Here is a 17,714-nt window from a genome sequence, read left to right as displayed (position 1 = left end):
GACAGCAAATGTCGAAAGCTGCCTGGTAGGCCTGCCCGCGTTGCGGCTCGTTTGTGATTATTGAAGCTGGCGCGGCGTCACGAGACTGACGCCCGCAAAGCTGCATTGAGCGCCCTGCGCCCATCACCAGCAAGCCAGGACGCAAAAGTCAGCAGGTCGGGGTTGATTTCCTGCATGAGTTTCAGATCGACCTGCTCGGCAAGCGGCCCGTCTTCCAGACTCTTTGCCATATGCGCGAGATCAGCGTTTGCAGCGAGTACGTCGTCGGGAAACCGTTCATAGGTTATCGGGCGACCGGCTGCTTCACTGAGGGCCACCTCTAGTTCGCGCCCGGTCAGGCGGTCGCTTGCGATCTTAAGAATCCTGCCACCAAAGCTGGGTTTGTCGGCAAAAACGGCAGCAACAAACTTGCCGATGTCTTCCACGGCGGTAAGCTGAATAGAATGGTCCAATTGGATCAAGGACACCAACCGGCCCTCATCGAGACCGAAGCCAGGCCGCACAAGCATCTCCATGAAAATCATCGGTCGGATGATAGTGGTAGTCATGTCAAGCTGTCGAATATGGGCTTCGATACGAGGTTTGGCGTCGAAACGCGGAACGCCTGTCAGTTCATTCCCCACGCTGGCACCCGACGAATAAACAAAGTGATTGACGCCGATTTCAGCAGCGATATCCGCAACCGATATACCATAACGAACTTCATCCTCAGCGGCTAAGTTTGCTGGCAGCACGCTAAAGACGCCATAAGCGCCTTTCATCGCTGAGCGTATAGCATCGGTCTCTTCAAATGAACCCTGCACAAGTTCGACCCCCGCATTTCTTAATTGTAAAGATGTCACTTTGCTGGAATCCGGAACGATCGCGCGAACCGGCCATCCCGCCTTCAACAAGGCTTTGGCAACAGATCCTCCCTGTCTTCCGGTAGCGCCGAAAACCAGAATGGGGTGCTTGCTCTTGGTCATTTGAAACCCTCGCGTTAAACAAGGACAGTCTATATATACGAATGTAGTTTTGCCGGAAGACGGCACATTTTTCAGCGTCAGGCACAAGGATGATACCCTTGGATGAACAGATTGATGCCGGCACCGCGCGCGGATCAGAGAACGACAGGCAATTCAGGCCCATCCCGTCAAACGGGGTCTGCAGCTTGCTGAGTGACAAATGGACTGTGCCGGTTCTTTGGCGCCTTTCTCTCGCCGAGGATCATCGGCTCCGCTTTTCAGAATTGAATAAAGAGGTGGGTAAAATCACCCAGCGCATGCTGACGCTTACGCTGCGCAATCTCGAGCGTGACGGATTCGTCATACGTCACTATTTTCCTGAAGTGCCCCCACGTGTCGAGTATGAGTTGACGGATATCGGCCACGGTGCCTTGCACGCCCTTGAGGGGTTCAACTTCTGGGTCCACGACAATCTGGACGCCATAAAGGCGCGCCGACGGGCTTACGACCAGACAGAGTTGTAAATCCAGATCCTCAAGCTGAGTTCAGAAACTGAGAAGACGCTTAGGTTAGCAACGCTTGGCTACGACCGCTTTCTGCATATTCATTGCTGCTTTTGGCGGCCAATTTTAAAGACCGATAGCTGCGAGCCTGTTAAGCGTGCCATTTTAGAAATTAACTTAGCAGGCCCACGCCCTCCAAAGCGGTCGTCCAATTACAATGCTGTCAACGTCCGCGGGTGGTTATCAAGCTGCATTGAACGCAATTCCGATAGTCAAGCTTGCTTTCGAACGTCTCACAAGTGTCTGTTCGCTTTTTTCTGTCTGGATTTCCAAATCGCGTTTTGAGGCGGTCCAGATTGCAGGTCTGTCAAAACGATTAACGGGTTGGTCGTATCTGTGAAAGAGCTTCTGCTTTGACGTAAATTCCACATCGAATCCGGATTTCTTCGATGTGTGAGGTGCTTGGTTTTGACCGCAGGTCCTATTACAAACCTGCCTCATCCATCCAAAGCTCTGCGTCCGCGCCACCGGGGATACGCAGTGGGGCAAACGGGTCGGTGGCAGCCCGCCAAATTGCCTCTGCTACGTCAGGTGCATACGTCACGGGACCTGTGTCTTCCTGCACACTCTTTATGAATTGCTGCAGAAGCGGCGCATAGTCCGGGTCGTCCATGCCGCGCAGATGCGGACGGGCGTTAGCGCCGAAGCTTGTTTCGGGTGAACGGCCCGGCAAAACGATATGGACGCGCACACCAAATGGCTTCATTTCCACCGCTAGCGACTCGGTGAAGGCGTTTACGGCCGCCTTGCTCGCGCGATAGACCCCGACGACCGGCAATGTCTTGACCGTTACCGTGGATGTGACGTTAATGACGACCCCAGCCCGGCGTTGGCGCATTTGCGGCACGACAGCCTGAACCATCGCCAATGTTCCAATCGTATTCGTCTCAAACAGTGCCTTTACAGTTTCTGGTGCTGTCAGTTCAACTGGAGCTGGCGCGCCGAAGCCAGCATTGTTGACCAGAACGTCTATGCGGCCTGCCGCTTCCACTGCCAGGGCGACACTCGTTGAATCGGTGATGTCGAGCGCAAGTACACGCAGGCGATCGGAGGACGGCAACAGATTTTCGTCTGGTGTTCGCATCGTCGCGATCACGTCCCAACCCCTTTCAAGGAACAGTTTTGCGGTTTGCAAACCAAAGCCCGACGAGCAACCAGTGATCAATATCGTTGGCATAAACATCTCCCTATAAGATCAGATGCTATGGTAGCGAACAGACAAAGGACTTAATATAAGTGATAGTCTACATTTCTTTAGCATGAGTCCTGATATTGACCGTCGATCCTCTCGCCGAAATCGTCACTTTGCTGCAGCCTGCCGCTCGCTTCTCGAAGTTGGTGGAATGCGCGGGCTCGTGGCGAATTCGTCGTGAGGCTACAGGCGAACCTTTTTATTGCGCGATCCTGGAGGGGAGTTGCCGCGTTACGTTCGGCGGCCATCGGTCATTCGTGCTTCAGGCCGGCGACTTCGTCCTTGCGCCGGCGATGCAGGACCTGGTCAACGAGAGTATCGATGCGCAGATTGGTCTGTCCGCCACGTTGCCGACACAGGTCAGTGAAGGGAATTTCCGGGTGGGACGCCATAGCGGTCCCGCCGATCTGCGCATGCGGATCGGCCATTGCAGCTTCGGCGCGCCGGATTCAGCCCTGCTTGTCTCACTGTTGCCGGATGTGGTTCTCGTTCGTGATCGGCCCCGGCTTGCCACGCTGATGCAGTTAGTGGATGAGGAAACGCGTGAGCTGCACGCGGCACGTGAGCTCGTACTGGAACGACTTCTCGAAGTGTTGTTGATCGAGGCGCTGCGATGCGGAACGGAAACCACCTCCGCGCCTGGCCTGAGCCGTGGACTAGGTGACGAACGTCTGGCAGCCGCACTTCGTGCGATGCATGCTCGGCCCGAGCATGCATGGACTGTCACCGATCTTGCAAACGAAGCCTCACTATCCCGTTCGGCCTTCTTTGCGCGTTTCAATCGCATCGTCGGTCAATCTCCGATGGGATATCTGCTGGCCTGGCGCATGGCGCTCGCAAAACAGTTGTTGCGGAACCGGAAACTCGGAATCGAACAGGTCGCAGAACGCGTGGGCTACGGATCGGCAAGCACCTTCAGTGTCGCGTTTGCGCGATATGCCGGAATGTCCCCGGCTCGATATGCACGCACGGCAACCTAAGAAGTGAGAATAGAAGCAATCGCCTATTGGCACCGAGGGTCGTTTTGTTGGGCCAATAGGAAAAAGGGGCACGAGTGGATCAATTTCTACGGATCAGACATCTGCTTAGTGCGCAATTCCGGTTATTTGAATGATTTTAGCCCCCCAAAAGCGGACGGTCTGCTGACACCTCAGTAAACGTCTGAAGGAGGAAACGGATTGGCAGCTTTCTGACTGGCAACGTGTGCGAGAGATCTTCTGGTCCTGCAAATGGCTGCGTGGCAAGGCAAACTCTCCCAGCCAACGTATGCGACAGAAATGTCGCGGATGTTTTAGTGTCTGCAATCTTGGCGATACAGCCAGGAATTAGGCAATAAAGGGAGGTTCGCGCCAAGGGTTATTCAAAGCCGGCTTGCGCATCTGTAACCGTAATCGCGGATGATTAACGGTCCCGGTTCTTGAGATATTTCGCCGGCGATGTGCCAAGCGCTTTCTTGAACATAGTGATGAACGCAGACACCGATTCATATCCAAGGTTGCCAGAAACCTGCTGCACCGTCGCCCCGGCTGCAAGGCTTCGGAGTGCGATGATCAACTGCAGCTGCTGTCGCCAACGACCGAAAGTCAGGCCGGTCTCCTGTTGAACGAGACGAGCGAGCGAATTCTCGCTCAACGCTACTCGCGTCGCCCATTGCGCTATCGTGCTACGGTCGGAAGGATCGTCAACCAATGCGCGCGCGATCCGTTCAAGTCGAGGTTCATCCGTCAGTGGCAGATGCAGATCCTCTACTGGCATACGCGACAGAGCCGATAGAAGCAGCGTGGTGATGAGTTCAGCATCGGCCATCGCGACTGCGGACTGGTCAGCCATCTCGATGATAAGTTCCCTGACAAGTGGAGACAAGGAAAGTGTGCAGCATCGGTCCGGAAGGTCGGCAGCGCCTGGCTCAATGAACAAGAAGAACAAGCGAGCATTGGCGGTCGCAACATTGCTGTGCAGCATACCCCCTGGAACCCAGACGCCACAATGAGGGGGTACCATCCACATCCCGCTCGGAACGCGGCAGGTCACTCCTCCCCGCAAAGCCAGAACGAGTTGGCCCTTACGATGGCGATGCTCAGGTGCTTCGCGTTCATTCTGCGACACATCGATCCTCACAGCACTCGCCCGCGCCGTGGACTTGTCGAGATCATGATCGTCCCGAGCCCAGGAAAGGGACATCGGATGTTGGCTGAATTTCGATATCATGTGAGAGAATAACTAAATTCCTCGATCTGATTTGTCGATAGGTTTTCGAATGGATATGACGTTCGGAGAAGACCATGGCATCTCAACAACACCATCATCATTATACCCCGTTCTCGTCAATCGAAGCCTCATTACGGCTGTCGAGGGCCGGGGCAGCTCGAAGGCACCTCCCCACTACTCTGAGGAGAACGAGCTCCTTCCTCTCCTGGTTCCGTGCCTTACTGACTTCTCCGGCGACAAATACGCCGGCCATTTCATGTGTGGACCCTGCAGAAGCTTATCTGCACGCCTGCGTTGCGGCGCCGTTTTTTTGCTATGTCCCGCCTGCGATCTACGGCCTCACCGGCACCATTGATGAGCGCGGAGTCATGCGAAGCAATTCACAGTCAGGAGATGAGGTTTGAGCGCTCGGCCGGTTGTCACCACCGGCACAGTCGTCTTTTCATTGAAGACATTCCTGGCAGCAATGCTTGCCTATTATATCGCCGTCAGTTTCGATCTTCCTCGACCGTTTTGGGCGGTGGCAACCGTCTACATCGTCGCTCATCCGCTTTCGGGCGCGATCTCCTCGAAGTCGGTCTATCGATTGCTCGGAACCCTCATCGGCGGCGGTGCAACGATCGTCATGGTTCCGAACCTGGTGAACGAGCCGATACTGCTTTCAGCAGCGATCGTTGCATGGGTATCGGCATGCACTTTCATCAGCCTTCTGGACCGCACGCCTCGAAGCTATGTCCTGTTGCTGGCCGGATATACGGTGCTTCTTGCGGGACTGCCGTTGGTTACGGTTCCGGCGAACACGTTCGACACAGTCGTGTCGCGCATTGAAGAGATCGGTCTTGCAATTTTATGCGCGTCGATCGTCAGCCATGTCGTCTTTCCAGCTCATGTGGGTACCGTTATCGTCAATCGGATCGACGGATGGATGGCCAGGGCGCAGCCGCTCCTCATTGCAACAGCGGTCGGAGAATGTGACGAAAGCCAGAGCAGAATGGAACGACTAGGTCTGGCTGCGGATGCGGCAGACTTGCGGTCGTTTACAACCCATCTTCAATATGATGGCTCCAGATATCGACGTGCAATTTCGTTGGTGCGATCATTGCAGCACCGCATGGTATCTCTCCTTCCACTCCTGGCAGAATTAGAGGATTTACGTCGATCACTGGTCAAGCTTAACACGCCCGGCTCGGAAGAGGCTTTGTCGTTGATTGCGGCCGTCGGTTCGGCGATCGGCTCTGGATCAAAGAATCCCACTGGAAGCTTCAAGACAGAAATTTATGCGCTAGACCGTTTTGATGCGCCCCATTCTTGGGAAAAGCACCTTCTTGCAAATGCCGCTCGGAATCTGCGGGATATTCTTCGGATCTCCGATGACTGCGGCACCCTTCGCGAAGCCATAGAAGATGAGAACACGGCGAGAGCGGCTCGCCGCTTCGCTGCTCTCGACCAGACGCCAACCCATCATCGTGACGTCGGCATGGCTTTGTTATCAGCGCTGGCAGTCGCGATTTGCTTGTCGTCATCGGCCTTTTTCTGGATCGCTAGCGGCTGGCCTGACGGAATGACATTCACACAGATATCAGGCGTCCTTTGTTGCCTGCTTGCAACCATGGACGATCCAGCCCCTGCCATGCGTAAGTTTGTCGGCGTGACAATCGGTGCGCTTGTCGCAGCGTTCGTCTACTGCTTCGCGGTCCTTCCGATGATCGACGGATTTATGCCGCTCGCCGCAGCTCTCGGGCTGTTTCTGATCCCGGCTGGGATATGCCTTGCTGTGCCTTCCCTGGCAGTCGTCGGGATGGGACTGTGTATAAACTTTCCTCTTCTTCTCATGCTCCAGTCACACCAGAGCAGCGACTTCCTCACATTCGCGAACACAGGAATCGCGACCATTCTTGCGATGATCTGGACGATTGTGGTCTGCAGGCTCTTCCGATCCGTAAGGGCTGAGACAAACGCCAGAAGGCTTTTTTTCGTTGCACAGAAGCATGTTGCGAAAATCGCAGCCGGCAGACATACCGACACCCACGTCACGCATCATCGCATCATCGATGTTGCCGGCCTCTTTGCTTCCAGAGCTGCAAAACTTCCACCGACTTCCGATGCCGCAAATGCCGACCTTACACGGGATCTGCGGACGGGACTTCATATGATGGCGATGCAGATGCTTACTGATGAAGCGTCCAGCTCTATCCGCTGTAAAGCGGAAGCAGTCTTCGAGGTGCTGGAAGGAGTGTACGACCTGAAGTCCTGTGGCCGTCGCGGATCTTTGGAAAGTGCCCTTAGGATTTTGGACGATCTTATTCTTTCCGCTCCGGGGAAGATTACATCAACTGCGGAAGCGGAGCTTTTGGTGAGCGCGGCCGGTCTTCGCCTTTGCCTCGCCCCGGATGCTGATCCGCCGGTTTTAACAACACCACCTACAAGGAGGATCGCCGCGTGACCGGACAATTCGATCTCTACGGCGTCTTCCTGCCGTTGTTCGCAGGGGTGGCCCTTTTCGCGTACGGCGTGTTCCGCGTTCTCACATCGGTTCTCGACAATGTCGGATTTTATCGACTGGTATGGCATCGCCCGCTGTTCAATCTAGCAATCTACGTCACCCTCCTTGGTGGGTTTTCTGTCGCTATAAACTGGTTTCAAAGATGAAGAATGTCACCATCATTTCCGGACGAGCTCTTTTGACACTTTCTATGGTGGGCTGCGCCGCGATACTGAGCTGGCACCTATGGTCCTTCTACATGGACGCGCCATGGACGCGCGACGCTCACATCCGTGCTGATATCGTGCGACTTGCGCCGGATGTCTCCGGCCCGGTCACTGAGGTTTTCGTGTCGGACAACGCCCGGGTGGAGAAAGGGGCGCCGCTGTTCCGCATAGAAACAGATCGTTTCATGCTTGCACTCCGCGAAGCGGAAGCTCAGACACTGAGCATGAAGGCCGTGGCGGAGCTGGCGCGGACGGATTTCGAACGATATCAACTGCTCGCCTCTAAACAAGCAGTTAGCCTAAAACAGCGGCAGCAGGCGGAAAGCCAGATGCATCAGGCAGACGCAGCATATCAATCAGCACTTGCAGCGCGGGATCTGGCCAGACTCAACCTTGAGCGGACAACCGTGAAGGCGCCGGTTTCAGGAGCGATTACGAACTTCTCTCTGCGCAAGGGGAACTATGTTACTGCGGGAAGTGCGATCGGTGTGCTGGTTGAAAGAGAATCCATCTATGTCGCAGGATATTTCGAAGAGACAAAGCTTCCCAGAATCCATGTCAACGATCTGGTGAGGATCGATATTATGGGTGAGCCGGAACCGGTGATCGGACATGTTGCAAGCTTCGCCGCCGGTATCGAGGATCGGGAGCGAAGCGACTCTGTCGGCTCCCTCGCAAGCGTGGCTCCGACATTCTCATGGGTCCGTCTGGCCCAAAGGATTCCGGTACGGATCGAGATCGATGACATCCCGGCGGCCGTCCGGCTCATTGCGGGCCGCACTGCAACAGTTTCAATTGAACCGACGCGCGACTAATAACTTGAACTTATCTGACCCCGCCAAAGGCATCCCATGGTTGATAGGATTATTCTGTCGCAAGATTTCCAAAAAAGCTGCGACTGTCGATTGCCGTCTGCTTCGCAGCGAGGCAGCCGACTGAAAGAATGTCTCCGATAGGCTCGCAAAACTGCCCGTCAGTAACGCGTTTATTCTGGTCAGTGGAATTTTCGCGGGGCACACCCAACAGCGGACATTCTACATGCGCCTCAGTAAATGCCTGTGAAAGTGTGATCAATCCGACGGCTCTTGGAATTCGCAATAGATATGCTGCCTTTTGAGAAAACGGCTACTGATGTTTCTCAACCAATTACGGCGCCTGCACCATGTGTGTAGGCGCCGACGCAGGTTAAGCGGCGAGATGCTGATTGAAGAAACTGGTCAGCTTGTCGAACGGGATCAGGTCGACCTTGTCGTAGAGATCGACATGGCTGGCGCCCGGGATGATCATCAGTTCCTTCGGCTCCGCAGCCGCCGCGAAGGCGGTTTCGCTGAAGTAGCGCGAATGGGCCTTTTCACCGTGGATGAACAGGATCGGCCGCGGCGAGATCTCGGCGATGTAGGTCAGGATCGGCAGGTTCATGAAAGGCAGGGGCGTGGTCTGCGTCCAGGCGTTGCCAGAATTGACCGCACGCTTGTGGTAGCCGCGCGGCGTGCTGTAGTAGTCGTGATAGTCGATCATAAACTGAGGCGAGTCCGACGCGACAGTGGCATTATATGCTGCCTGATAGGCCGACGTTCCGGCTTCGGCATCCGCCCAACGCTGCCGGCTCAACTGCTCCAGCGTCTCGGCGAGTTGCTCCAAAGTCACGCTGTCGTTGTAGCCCTTCGACATGACGCGGGTCATGTCATACATGGTACTGGCGACCACGGCTTTGACGCGCTTGTCGACCGCGACGGCGCTCAACGCCATGCCGCCCCAGCCGCAGATGCCGATCACGCCGATACGCTCGCGGTCGACAGCATCGTGCAGGCCGAGATAGTCCACGCCGGCCATGAAATCCTCGGTGTTGATGTCGGGGGATGCAACATTGCGCGGCTCACCGCCGCTTTCGCCGGTATAGGATGGATCGAAGGCCAGCGTGGCGAAGCCGCGCTCGGCCATGGTCTGCGCATAGAAACCTGAAGACTGCTCCTTCACCGCGCCGAACGGGCCGCTGACGACGATGGCGGGGAGACGGCTGTTCGCCCGTTCCTTTGGCAGATAGAGATCGCCCGACAAGGTGATGCCGTAGCGGTTCTTGAACGATACTTTCAGGTGGTCGACTTTTTCGCTTTTCGGGAAAACCTTGTCCCAGTCCTGTGACATCGTCTGAGCCTTTGCTTCTGGAGTGCTGAGGAACGACGCTGCGCCGAGGGCCGCGACACCCACGCCAGCAAGTTTGAGGAGATCACGGCGGCCCGTGTCGGGTGCGTCCTGTTCGGTTGCGTTTCGGGGAGTGCTTTGCTGATTCATGTCAGATTCTCCTTGCTGTTTATCGGAAGCCCTCGATCAATGAGGGCAAAATTGGCAGTGGGGTGCGCAGCACTGAGGATCAGGACAGTGCCTCAACGCGCAGCGGGAATTCGCCTCGCACCATGAGGGGCTCAATGCCGCCATCCAGACGACCGAGGCGGATCAGGCCGCGCGACCATCGATAAGGGGCGTAGAACATCACGAGGTTGCCCCAGGGCGCGTAATAGCAAAGGTCGCCGACCGCCTCGTTACTGATGCGGCTGCTGCCGTCTCCACTCAGCTTGCGCGGCAGATAGGCGATCTTCTCGTTGTCCGCGTAGTCGCTGATCTTCAGGTCGAGCGGCAGCACCGAGAACAGGTCGCGGGCGGGCGCGGTATTCTCCAGCGTTGCCGTGAAGACCTGGTCGGCGAAGGTGAATCTGAGGCGCATGGCGGCTCCTTCCTGCGCCCCGGCCTTGCCCGTCAGCGCGGTAATCAGTGTGGGGATGGCGAGGCTTGCCGCACCGGTGGCCAGCAGCGAACGCCGGGAAATTCGAGAAGCCACCGTCATGTCAGGCCTCCTTCGGCTTCAACAGGCGCTGGCCGTTGCCGATCAGCATGACCGCGAGAACGGCCAGAACCACGCTGCCGATAAAGGTGGCCTGGATGGAGATACCATCCAGCAGGAAGCCGCCCACCACCGCGCCGAGCAGGATCGAGGTCTGGATCGCCGCAACCATCAGGCTGCCGGCAGCCTCAGGCGCGTCGTCCGCGTTCTGCGACATCCAGGTCATCCAGATGACGGAGAACATGGTGTTCATCGCGCCCCAGATCGCCATGAAGAGACCTGCGGCTGCGATCGAGAAGCCGAGCAGCAAAAGCCCGACGGTCGCACCGCCCATGATCAGCGCCGGCAACTTCAGGAGGGAGGTGACATTGCCCTTGATGAACCGGCCCGCGGCCCATGTGCCGATGAAACCCGCACAGCCCAGAAGCAGCAGGAGCACCGAAAGCATGGTCACATCCACGCCCGTCACCTGCTCCAGAAACGGGCGCAGATAGGTGAACATGGTGAAGGCCGAACCCCAGGACAGCATGCAGGCCACGAGGCCGCGCAGGAAATATGGGCGCTTCAGCAGGCCGAACATGGCACCGAAGTTCTGCTTCCCGCCGGCAGGCAGGGACGGCAGCGCGATCACATGCCAGACGATGTTGACGGCGACGATCGGCGTCAGCGCCCAGAAGACCTCGCGCCAGCCGAACATGCCGCCGAGATAGCTGCCGACGGGGGCCGCGAAGGCTGCTGCAATCGCTTGGCCGCCATACATCAGCGCAAGCGCGCGCGGCACGTCCTCAGCCTGAACCAGCCGCATGATGACCGCGGTGGCTAGCGCCCAGAAGCCGCCGATGCAGATGCCGAGCAAAGCACGGCCGATCATCAGGACTGTGAAATTCGGCGCGGTGGCGACCAGAACCAGCGACAGCAGCATGAAACCCGTCAGCGCGATCAGCACCGACTTCCGGTTCAGCTTTCCGGCGGCGGTGGTGACAAGCATGCTGGCTATGACGGCGAACAGCCCGCTGATCGAGATCGCCTGTCCGGTTTGCCCTTCGGTCGCGCGCAGCCCTTCGGCCATCGGCGTTAACAGGCTGACTGGCATAAACTCTGATGCGATCAGCATCGCCACGCAGAGTGCCATCGAAAGAACGGCGCCCCAGGCGGCAACGGCCCTGCTACTTGCATCTGCTGTGAGGGCATCCATACTATCCACTTTCTTCTGAAATTTTGCTCGCATGTAACTATCGGCTTTGTGATAAAGCGATTACCCGCTAAAATCCGCATGAACCAATCGACGTGGTCGATTAATGTTTTCATGGATGCAGCAGGTGGGACACATGGAGCAAACCGATTTCAACCACCTGACCTGGTTTCGGATCGTGGCCGAGGAGCGGAGCTTCACAAAGGCAGCTGCACGGATCGGCGTAGCGCAATCGACGCTCAGTCATACGATCAAGCAGCTCGAAGCGCGGATGGGCATCCGCCTTCTGACCCGCACGACGCGCAATGTGGCAACGACGGCTGCGGGCGAGCGCCTGCTTCGAACGATCACGCCGCGCATGGCAGAGATTGAGGAGGAGATCGGCGCGCTGATGGAGTTTCGCGACAAGCCGTCGGGCTCGATAAAGCTAACCCTGTCCGACCATGCGCTAGAAAGTGTCGTCTGGCCGAAGCTGAAGTCAGTCCTTAAAGACTATCCCGACATCAGTGTCGAATTGCTGCTGGACAGCACCTTCCGCAATATCGTCGAAGAAGGATTCGATGCTGGCGTGCGCTTAGGCGAAAGCGTCGAGAAGGACATGATTGCGGTCCGCATCGGACCGGACTGGCGGCTGGTTGCGGTAGCATCGCCGGATTATCTCGATGCGCATGGCGTGCCAGCACACCCGAAGGATCTCGTCCGGCACATCTGCATCAACATGCGCCACGAGACCGCAGGCGGTCTCTATGGTTGGGAGTTTGCAAAAGACGGTGAGGAGTTACGGGTTCGTGTCGGTGGCCAGCTCACCTTCAATAACTCTTACGCAATGATCGACGCCGCTTTGAATGGTTATGGCATCGCCTATGTGCCGGAGAACATTGTGGAGCGGCAGATCGCTTCGGGCGAACTGGTCCAGGTTCTCGACGACTGGTCGCCGTTTTTCGATGGCTATTTCCTCTATTATCCCAGCCGCCGCCAGAACCTCCCGGCGTTCAAAGTCATTGTGGATGCGCTGCGGCACCGTGGGTAGAGAAATACAATGTCATACCTTGGTTTATAGAAATCGTTACCGGGTCGCAAAAAATGATCTTGTGGGTGGGAAAGCAGCTTTGTGCAGACCAATTGCTCACAGTCCAAGCTGTACCGTCGGTCTTCCCAGACGAACGGCAGGCTTCGGTTGTAACTCGTAGCCTTGGGAACGGCGACCATCAAGGTCGAAAGCTGCCGGACTGTTAAGCGCTTTATCTCAGTCGTTAGCGTAGTATTCTCACGCGTTTCAAACCAGTCGTTCCACTATAATGCCATCAACGACCAGTAGGGGGTGGAAAACAGACCGGCAGCGAACGGCTCGCTATGCGAAATAGCCGCCGTTCGTGCTTCGACCTGCTTTGCTAACGGATCAGACCTGAGCCATGCCGCCGTCCGCGAAGACCTCGCTTCCGGTCATCACGGCGCTATCGTCTGATGCAAGGAAAAGACCGACTGCAGCGATGTCGTCGGGATCGGCGATCCGCCCCAAAGGGGTCTGGGCGATCAGCTGCTCATAGATCGCGTCTTCCCCGCCGGCCACCGCAACGCCGTGCAGACCAGGGGTCGCGGTGGCCCCAGGCGACAGGACGTTCACGCGAACGCCCGTGCCTTTTAGGTCCAACGCCCAGCTGCGCGCCAAATTGCGGATCGCTGCTTTCGTTGCGCTGTAGATGCTGAAGGCCGGCGTTCCCATCGTTCCGGTGGTCGAGCCGGTGAGGATGATGGACGCCCCGTCGCCCATGAGCGGCAGGGCCTTCTGCACGGTGAAAACAACGCCCTTAACGTTCACGCCGAACGTCCGATCAAAGGATGCTTCCGTAATTTGTCCCAGCGGCTCCAGCTCGCCCACACCCGCGTTGGCGAACAGCACGTCAATGCGCCCGTGTTGGGTGCGCACCGTCCCGAAAAGACGATCCAGATCCTCAAGCCGAGACACGTCACCCTGCACCGCCGTCACGTCGGAGCCGATCTCCGCGACCGCTTTGTCGAGCTCCTCCTGCCGACGACCCGTGATATAGACGTGGGCGCCTTCGGCCACGAACCGCTTGGCAGCAGCGAGGCCGATACCGCTATTTGCGCCGGTGATGACAGCGATCTTTCCTTCTAGTTTGCCCATGACAACCTCATTCTCCTTTATTGTGGAGAGGTTGAACTAGGGGTAAACTGCCTGTTATTCTAGTATGCACCATTTGGTAAGTACCAAAATTTGATGGAGCGCGTGTAATGACAAGTCCCTTCACCTGCGGTCTGGATGCGGTCCTGTTTGTGATGGGCGGCAAGTGGAAACCGCTGATCCTCTATCACCTCATGCACGGCGCATTGCGCTACGGCGAACTGCGCCGCGCGGTCGGGAAGGTCAGCGACAAGGTGTTGATCCAGCAGCTCAAGGAGTTGCAGGCAGACGGGATCATCGACCGTCTCGACTTTGGCGAGATCCCGCCCAAGGTCGAGTATTCGCTCACCAGCTTCGGCCGCAGCCTCGCACAAGCCCTCGTCCAGCTTTGCGAATGGGGAACCCGACATACGGACGAATTGACGTCGATCGTCAAGCGGCGTGTCGATCCGTCATTGCGCTCGACAGCTTCCGGGGCCGCAGCGCCAGCTCTTGACCGGCATTGATGGGTCGCAACCGGCCGATCGGCAACGCGCCTTTTATCGGTCATTGGAATGATTGTCGGGCACACCCAAAAGCGGACGGTCTGCCTACACCTCAGTAAATGTCTGAGAAGGGGTGGACACCTGACAGTCCGCTTTGGAGATGGTAGCTACCCAAAGCTGCCAGAAATTTCCCGGAGATCATCCTACCGATGAAGAATATTTTTGTGATAACGCACACTCAATCTTGTCATCATTTGGAAGGCAAGGTCGGCGGTTGGTATGACACGAGCCTTACTGCCGATGGCCTCCGAGATGCAGCCGCAACGGGGGATCGGCTCGCCAAGATTGTGGGAGATCGGAAAGTTGAAGTATTCAGTTCCGACTTATTGCGCGCATCACAAACTGCCGGCGCTATCACCGGACACTTCGGTGGAACGGTAATCGTTTCACCTGATCTGCGTGAGATCAGTTACGGCGAAGCGGAAGGAAAACCGCAGGCCTGGCTGGACGAGCGTTACATACCAGCACCTGACGACAACCGGATGGACCATCAAGTGGGCATAGTCGGTGCCGAAACACGACGGCAGGCAGCACAGCGTATCTATCGAGCTGTTGATAAGATTGTGGCGCGTCCAGAGGAAACGCAGATCATCGTCACGCACGGCTTTACACTGACGCTGGTTATCTGCGCGTGGATGAAGCTACCTATGGATGCAATCGGGTTTGCAAGCTTTCCAGCGGGATCGGGGAGCATCACGCATTTGGAACAGGACGACTTTTGGCGGAACCGCGCCATCCGCAGTCTTGCGGACAGATCGCATCTACATCGAGCGCCGAGCTAGGTAGTCCCACTCCATCAGCAGCCAAGCTTCGCCAAGCAACAACAATGGCCGATTTCAAAAAGGTATGCCGAGCCCGCGAACGTCCACAATGGTGAAGGGTTTCGGGTGCCGTCAGGCGTACGAAAGCCCCTCATGCAGGAACCCGCGGGCCAGATTGTAATGGTTATGGGGATTTCGATTTTCGGCTGACGTTGGTGATAGGGATGGCATTTCCGGAAAGCGCCTGGATAGTAACAAACGGATTGCCTGGTTGTTTCTCATCCTGATGCTGTGTGTGCTTCGCGTCGGTGAATGTAGTCTTATCGGTACCGATGGTCACCATATCCGCACACGGCTCCGTTGCCGGAAGTGTGGCACCTGCGGCTGATGTCTGAATGCTGTCACACCGGGTCATGGTGAGGTCTCCCGGTATGTTGACGCTGCATTCGGAGGTCCGCGTGGCTTTCTACAGCATTCGAACACTTCGATGACAATCATGCGTCCACCGCAGCAGGGACATGGGGTGCGGGAGTCGTCCGGTGTATCGGGCGTATCGTCATCGGGCGGTGCGGCGACGTTGAGGAGTTCACGGGCAAGTGCAAGGCTGGCCTTGCGGGCGGAACTGGCGAGCAACCCATAGTGGCGGATACGATGGAAGCCGTGCGGCAGGACATGGATCAGGAAGCGGCGAATGAACTCGTCAGCCGTGATCGTCATGATCTGCTGGCGGTCGCAGCTGTCGCGGCGGTAGTCCTTGTAGCGGAAGGTTACACCACTCTGGTCGAATGCGATCAGCCTGCTGTTCGAGATTGCGACCCGATGGGTGTAGCGCGACAGATAGGCTAGCACCGCCTCGGGCCCTGCAAACGGTGCCTTGGAATAGACCACCCAGCGTTTCTTTCGGGCTGGAGAAAGGTAGCGCAGGAATGCCCGCCGCTCGGTGAGGTGTGTCATCAATCCATAGAAGCCAAGCCGCCCGGCGTCGTGCAGGGCAACCAGCCGTGTGAGGAACAGTCGTCGAAACAGTTTGCCGAGCACGCGTACGGGAAACAGAAAGGCCGGGAGCGATGCTATCCATCGACTTCCGTCCCTGGCGATGCCCCCGCCAGGCACGACCATGTGGACATGTGGATGATGCGTTATCGCGGAACCCCATGTGTGAAGGACTGCGGTGATGCCAATGCGCGCGCCGAGGTGCTTGCGATCAGCCGCGATGGTCAGCATCGTCTCTGATGCTGCTTTGAACAGCAAATCGTAGACGAGCGCCTTGTTCTGGAACGCAATATCGGCGATCTCGGTTGGCAGCGTGAACACAACATGGAAGTAGCCCACTGGAAGCAAGTCTGCCTCTCGTTCGGCCAACCACGTCCGCGCGGATGCGCCCTGACACTTCGGACAGTGCCGGTTGCGACAGGAGTTGTAGGCAATACGCCAGTACCCGCAATCCTCACAGGCTTCGACGTGGCCGCCGAGCGCTGCGGTGCGGCAGTTCTCGATCGCCGACATGACCTTGAGCTGGGTGAGGCTAAGGTGCCCGGCATGAGCGGTACGGTAGGCAGGCCCTGCTGCACGGAAAATATCGGCAACCTCAATCGAGGCACGCACGGCTCAGCTGTCGGGTGTCTTGCCTTCCATCAGCGCCATCAGCCGGTCGAGAGGCCCCGCGACCGCGTGGATCGTTCGGGTGGAGACCTTGGCGTAAAGCGCGGTTGTCTCGAGCTTGCTGTGTCCGAGCAGAACCTGAATGATCCGGATATCGGTTCCGTCCTCCAGAAGGTGGGTGGCAAAGCTGTGGCGTAATGTATGCGGGCTGACGCGCTTGTGGATACCGGCAACCTCGGCGGCTTCCTGCACCGCACGATGCAATTGTCGCGACGAGATCGGACCGGTGCGGCTGCGTCCCGGAAACAGCCAGCCATGGGGCAGCATGACGCCGCGCCGCTTGCCTTCGCGCCACCATAGCCGCAAAAGTTCCAGAAGTTGCGGAGAAAGCATGGCATTGCGGTCCTTGCGTCCCTTGCCCTGCTCGACCCGGATCAACATGCGCGTTGAATCGATATCATCGACCTTGAGATGGGCGACTTCGGAGACACGCAAGCCCGCACCATAAGCGACAGCGAGTGCCGCCTTGTATTTGATGCCTGGTGCCGCCTCGAGCAACTGTGCAGCTTCCTCTATGCTCAGCACATCGGGTAGTTTGCGTGGATTGCGGGTTATCACCAGCATTCGCGCCAAATCCCGCCGCTTCAGCGTCACCGTGAACAGAAAGCGGAGCGCCGAAACTGTGCTGTTGATTGTGGCCGGTCCCACACCATCATCATGTTGGTACAGTTGGTAGCGTCGGATATCCTCGGCATCCGCAGTGTCGGGAGGTCGCCCGAGGAAAGCGGCAAAGCGACGGACATGTCGAATGTAATCATGCTGTGTATGGGATCCCAGGCCCCGCATCACCATATCTTGCTGCATACGCTGGCGAAGTGGTGTGGTAGGGACATCATTGTGAAATATGGTCATTGCGAGTTCCTCCTGTTGAAAGGAACTCCATGTTCTAACCATAACCCCTATTTGCCCAGTGCTTCAGACTAAAACGTCAAACCTTGCCACATGCGCCCTCCCGC

Annotated in this window: 18 protein-coding genes; 8 read left to right on the top strand and 10 right to left on the bottom strand. The window is 57.2% G+C overall.

Annotation, left to right across the window (positions count from 1 at the left end; all coding sequences use genetic code 11):
* Positions 1–77: 77 nt before the first annotated feature.
* Entirely contained in the window at positions 78–965 is an 888-nt protein-coding gene (locus tag ACSME1_RS22510) for an NmrA/HSCARG family protein (protein ID WP_105708093.1), read from the bottom strand.
* 89 nt (positions 966–1,054) lie between these two features.
* On the opposite strand from ACSME1_RS22510, the gene ACSME1_RS22505 reads away from it, so the two are divergent.
* Positions 1,055–1,468, top strand: a complete 414-nt coding sequence (locus tag ACSME1_RS22505; RefSeq protein WP_105708095.1) for a winged helix-turn-helix transcriptional regulator — start codon at positions 1,055–1,057, stop codon at positions 1,466–1,468.
* 463 nt (positions 1,469–1,931) lie between these two features.
* Here the strand turns inward: ACSME1_RS22505 and ACSME1_RS22500 are convergent, their stop codons facing one another.
* Positions 1,932–2,684 carry an SDR family oxidoreductase gene (locus tag ACSME1_RS22500; protein WP_105708098.1) on the bottom strand — a complete coding sequence of 251 codons (753 nt, stop codon included), beginning with the start codon at positions 2,682–2,684 and terminating at the stop codon, positions 1,932–1,934.
* Positions 2,685–2,779: 95 nt separating this feature from the next.
* Here ACSME1_RS22500 and ACSME1_RS22495 point away from each other — a divergent pair, with 95 nt between their 5' ends.
* Positions 2,780–3,679 (top strand): AraC family transcriptional regulator, encoded by a 900-nt coding sequence (locus ACSME1_RS22495; RefSeq protein WP_105708099.1) that lies wholly within the window; start codon positions 2,780–2,782, stop codon positions 3,677–3,679.
* Between the two features lie 421 nt (positions 3,680–4,100).
* Here the strand turns inward: ACSME1_RS22495 and ACSME1_RS22490 are convergent, their stop codons facing one another.
* Entirely contained in the window at positions 4,101–4,907 is an 807-nt protein-coding gene (locus tag ACSME1_RS22490; RefSeq protein WP_111786035.1) for an AraC family transcriptional regulator, read from the bottom strand.
* 400 nt (positions 4,908–5,307) lie between these two features.
* Here ACSME1_RS22490 and ACSME1_RS22485 point away from each other — a divergent pair, with 400 nt between their 5' ends.
* From ACSME1_RS22485 to ACSME1_RS22475, 3 genes are read left to right on the top strand one after another with little or no spacing between them, the layout of a single operon-like run.
* Entirely contained in the window at positions 5,308–7,350 is a 2,043-nt protein-coding gene (locus ACSME1_RS22485; RefSeq protein WP_105708100.1) for an FUSC family protein, read from the top strand.
* Complete coding sequence (locus tag ACSME1_RS22480) at positions 7,347–7,556, top strand: DUF1656 domain-containing protein (protein ID WP_105708102.1); 210 nt, start codon at positions 7,347–7,349, stop codon at positions 7,554–7,556. Before ACSME1_RS22485 ends, ACSME1_RS22480 begins: the two co-directional genes overlap by 4 nt.
* Entirely contained in the window at positions 7,553–8,431 is an 879-nt protein-coding gene (locus ACSME1_RS22475) for an efflux RND transporter periplasmic adaptor subunit (RefSeq protein ID WP_105708103.1), read from the top strand. The genes ACSME1_RS22480 and ACSME1_RS22475 overlap by 4 nt, the downstream gene beginning before the upstream one ends.
* A gap of 370 nt (positions 8,432–8,801) precedes the next feature.
* Here the strand turns inward: ACSME1_RS22475 and ACSME1_RS22470 are convergent, their stop codons facing one another.
* The 3 genes from ACSME1_RS22470 to ACSME1_RS22460 all read right to left on the bottom strand — a co-directional run bounded on the left by ACSME1_RS22470 (position 8,802) and on the right by ACSME1_RS22460 (position 11,587).
* A complete protein-coding gene (locus tag ACSME1_RS22470; RefSeq protein ID WP_435655535.1) occupies positions 8,802–9,908 on the bottom strand; it encodes an alpha/beta hydrolase in 1,107 nt (368 codons plus the stop codon).
* Between the two features lie 79 nt (positions 9,909–9,987).
* Entirely contained in the window at positions 9,988–10,458 is a 471-nt protein-coding gene (locus ACSME1_RS22465; protein WP_435655534.1) for a cyclophilin-like fold protein, read from the bottom strand.
* Between the two features lies 1 nt (position 10,459).
* Positions 10,460–11,587 (bottom strand): MFS transporter, encoded by a 1,128-nt coding sequence (locus ACSME1_RS22460; protein ID WP_435655533.1) that lies wholly within the window; start codon positions 11,585–11,587, stop codon positions 10,460–10,462.
* A gap of 196 nt (positions 11,588–11,783) precedes the next feature.
* On the opposite strand from ACSME1_RS22460, the gene ACSME1_RS22455 reads away from it, so the two are divergent.
* On the top strand, positions 11,784–12,677 hold the full coding sequence (locus ACSME1_RS22455) for a LysR family transcriptional regulator (RefSeq protein ID WP_435655532.1): 894 nt from the start codon (positions 11,784–11,786) through the stop codon (positions 12,675–12,677).
* A 369-nt stretch (positions 12,678–13,046) separates the two neighbouring features.
* Here the strand turns inward: ACSME1_RS22455 and ACSME1_RS22450 are convergent, their stop codons facing one another.
* Positions 13,047–13,793, bottom strand: a complete 747-nt coding sequence (locus ACSME1_RS22450) for an SDR family NAD(P)-dependent oxidoreductase (protein WP_435655531.1) — start codon at positions 13,791–13,793, stop codon at positions 13,047–13,049.
* Positions 13,794–13,900: 107 nt separating this feature from the next.
* On the opposite strand from ACSME1_RS22450, the gene ACSME1_RS22445 reads away from it, so the two are divergent.
* Together ACSME1_RS22445 and ACSME1_RS22440 are read left to right on the top strand one after the other, a co-directional pair.
* Positions 13,901–14,296, top strand: a complete 396-nt coding sequence (locus tag ACSME1_RS22445) for a winged helix-turn-helix transcriptional regulator (protein ID WP_435655530.1) — start codon at positions 13,901–13,903, stop codon at positions 14,294–14,296.
* 188 nt (positions 14,297–14,484) lie between these two features.
* A complete protein-coding gene (locus tag ACSME1_RS22440) occupies positions 14,485–15,117 on the top strand; it encodes a histidine phosphatase family protein (protein WP_435655529.1) in 633 nt (210 codons plus the stop codon).
* Positions 15,118–15,280: 163 nt separating this feature from the next.
* Here ACSME1_RS22440 and ACSME1_RS22435 read toward each other — a convergent pair whose 3' ends face one another.
* The 3 genes from ACSME1_RS22435 to ACSME1_RS22425 are packed head-to-tail and all read right to left on the bottom strand — an operon-like array spanning position 15,281 to position 17,610.
* Positions 15,281–15,511 (bottom strand): hypothetical protein, encoded by a 231-nt coding sequence (locus ACSME1_RS22435; RefSeq protein ID WP_435655520.1) that lies wholly within the window; start codon positions 15,509–15,511, stop codon positions 15,281–15,283.
* A complete protein-coding gene (locus ACSME1_RS22430) occupies positions 15,508–16,701 on the bottom strand; it encodes an IS91 family transposase (RefSeq protein WP_435655519.1) in 1,194 nt (397 codons plus the stop codon). The genes ACSME1_RS22435 and ACSME1_RS22430 overlap by 4 nt, the downstream gene beginning before the upstream one ends.
* Before the next feature lie 3 nt (positions 16,702–16,704).
* Positions 16,705–17,610, bottom strand: coding sequence for a tyrosine-type recombinase/integrase (locus tag ACSME1_RS22425; protein WP_435655518.1), 906 nt, complete (start codon positions 17,608–17,610; stop codon positions 16,705–16,707).
* Positions 17,611–17,714 lie beyond the last annotated feature (104 nt).

This window comes from Brucella pituitosa (assembly GCF_965577835.1).
Lineage (GTDB): Bacteria > Pseudomonadota > Alphaproteobacteria > Rhizobiales > Rhizobiaceae > Brucella > Brucella pituitosa.
This window is presented reverse-complemented; position numbering and strand designations above follow the sequence as displayed.

Bases quoted from the DNA above. Each gene is read 5' to 3' on its own strand.
- ACSME1_RS22510 (WP_105708093.1), bottom strand. From the start codon at position 965: ATGACCAAGAGCAAGCACCCCATTCTGGTTTTCGGCGCTACCGGAAGA.
- ACSME1_RS22505 (WP_105708095.1), top strand. From the start codon at position 1,055: ATGATACCCTTGGATGAACAGATTGATGCCGGCACCGCGCGCGGATCA.
- ACSME1_RS22500 (WP_105708098.1), bottom strand. From the start codon at position 2,684: ATGCCAACGATATTGATCACTGGTTGCTCGTCGGGCTTTGGTTTGCAA.
- ACSME1_RS22490 (WP_111786035.1), bottom strand. From the start codon at position 4,907: ATGATATCGAAATTCAGCCAACATCCGATGTCCCTTTCCTGGGCTCGG.
- ACSME1_RS22475 (WP_105708103.1), top strand. From the start codon at position 7,553: ATGAAGAATGTCACCATCATTTCCGGACGAGCTCTTTTGACACTTTCT.
- ACSME1_RS22470 (WP_435655535.1), bottom strand. From the start codon at position 9,908: ATGAATCAGCAAAGCACTCCCCGAAACGCAACCGAACAGGACGCACCC.
- ACSME1_RS22465 (WP_435655534.1), bottom strand. From the start codon at position 10,458: ATGACGGTGGCTTCTCGAATTTCCCGGCGTTCGCTGCTGGCCACCGGT.
- ACSME1_RS22460 (WP_435655533.1), bottom strand. From the start codon at position 11,587: ATGGCACTCTGCGTGGCGATGCTGATCGCATCAGAGTTTATGCCAGTC.
- ACSME1_RS22455 (WP_435655532.1), top strand. From the start codon at position 11,784: ATGGAGCAAACCGATTTCAACCACCTGACCTGGTTTCGGATCGTGGCC.
- ACSME1_RS22450 (WP_435655531.1), bottom strand. From the start codon at position 13,793: ATGGGCAAACTAGAAGGAAAGATCGCTGTCATCACCGGCGCAAATAGC.
- ACSME1_RS22445 (WP_435655530.1), top strand. From the start codon at position 13,901: ATGACAAGTCCCTTCACCTGCGGTCTGGATGCGGTCCTGTTTGTGATG.
- ACSME1_RS22440 (WP_435655529.1), top strand. From the start codon at position 14,485: ATGAAGAATATTTTTGTGATAACGCACACTCAATCTTGTCATCATTTG.
- ACSME1_RS22435 (WP_435655520.1), bottom strand. From the start codon at position 15,511: ATGACCCGGTGTGACAGCATTCAGACATCAGCCGCAGGTGCCACACTT.
- ACSME1_RS22425 (WP_435655518.1), bottom strand. From the start codon at position 17,610: ATGACCATATTTCACAATGATGTCCCTACCACACCACTTCGCCAGCGT.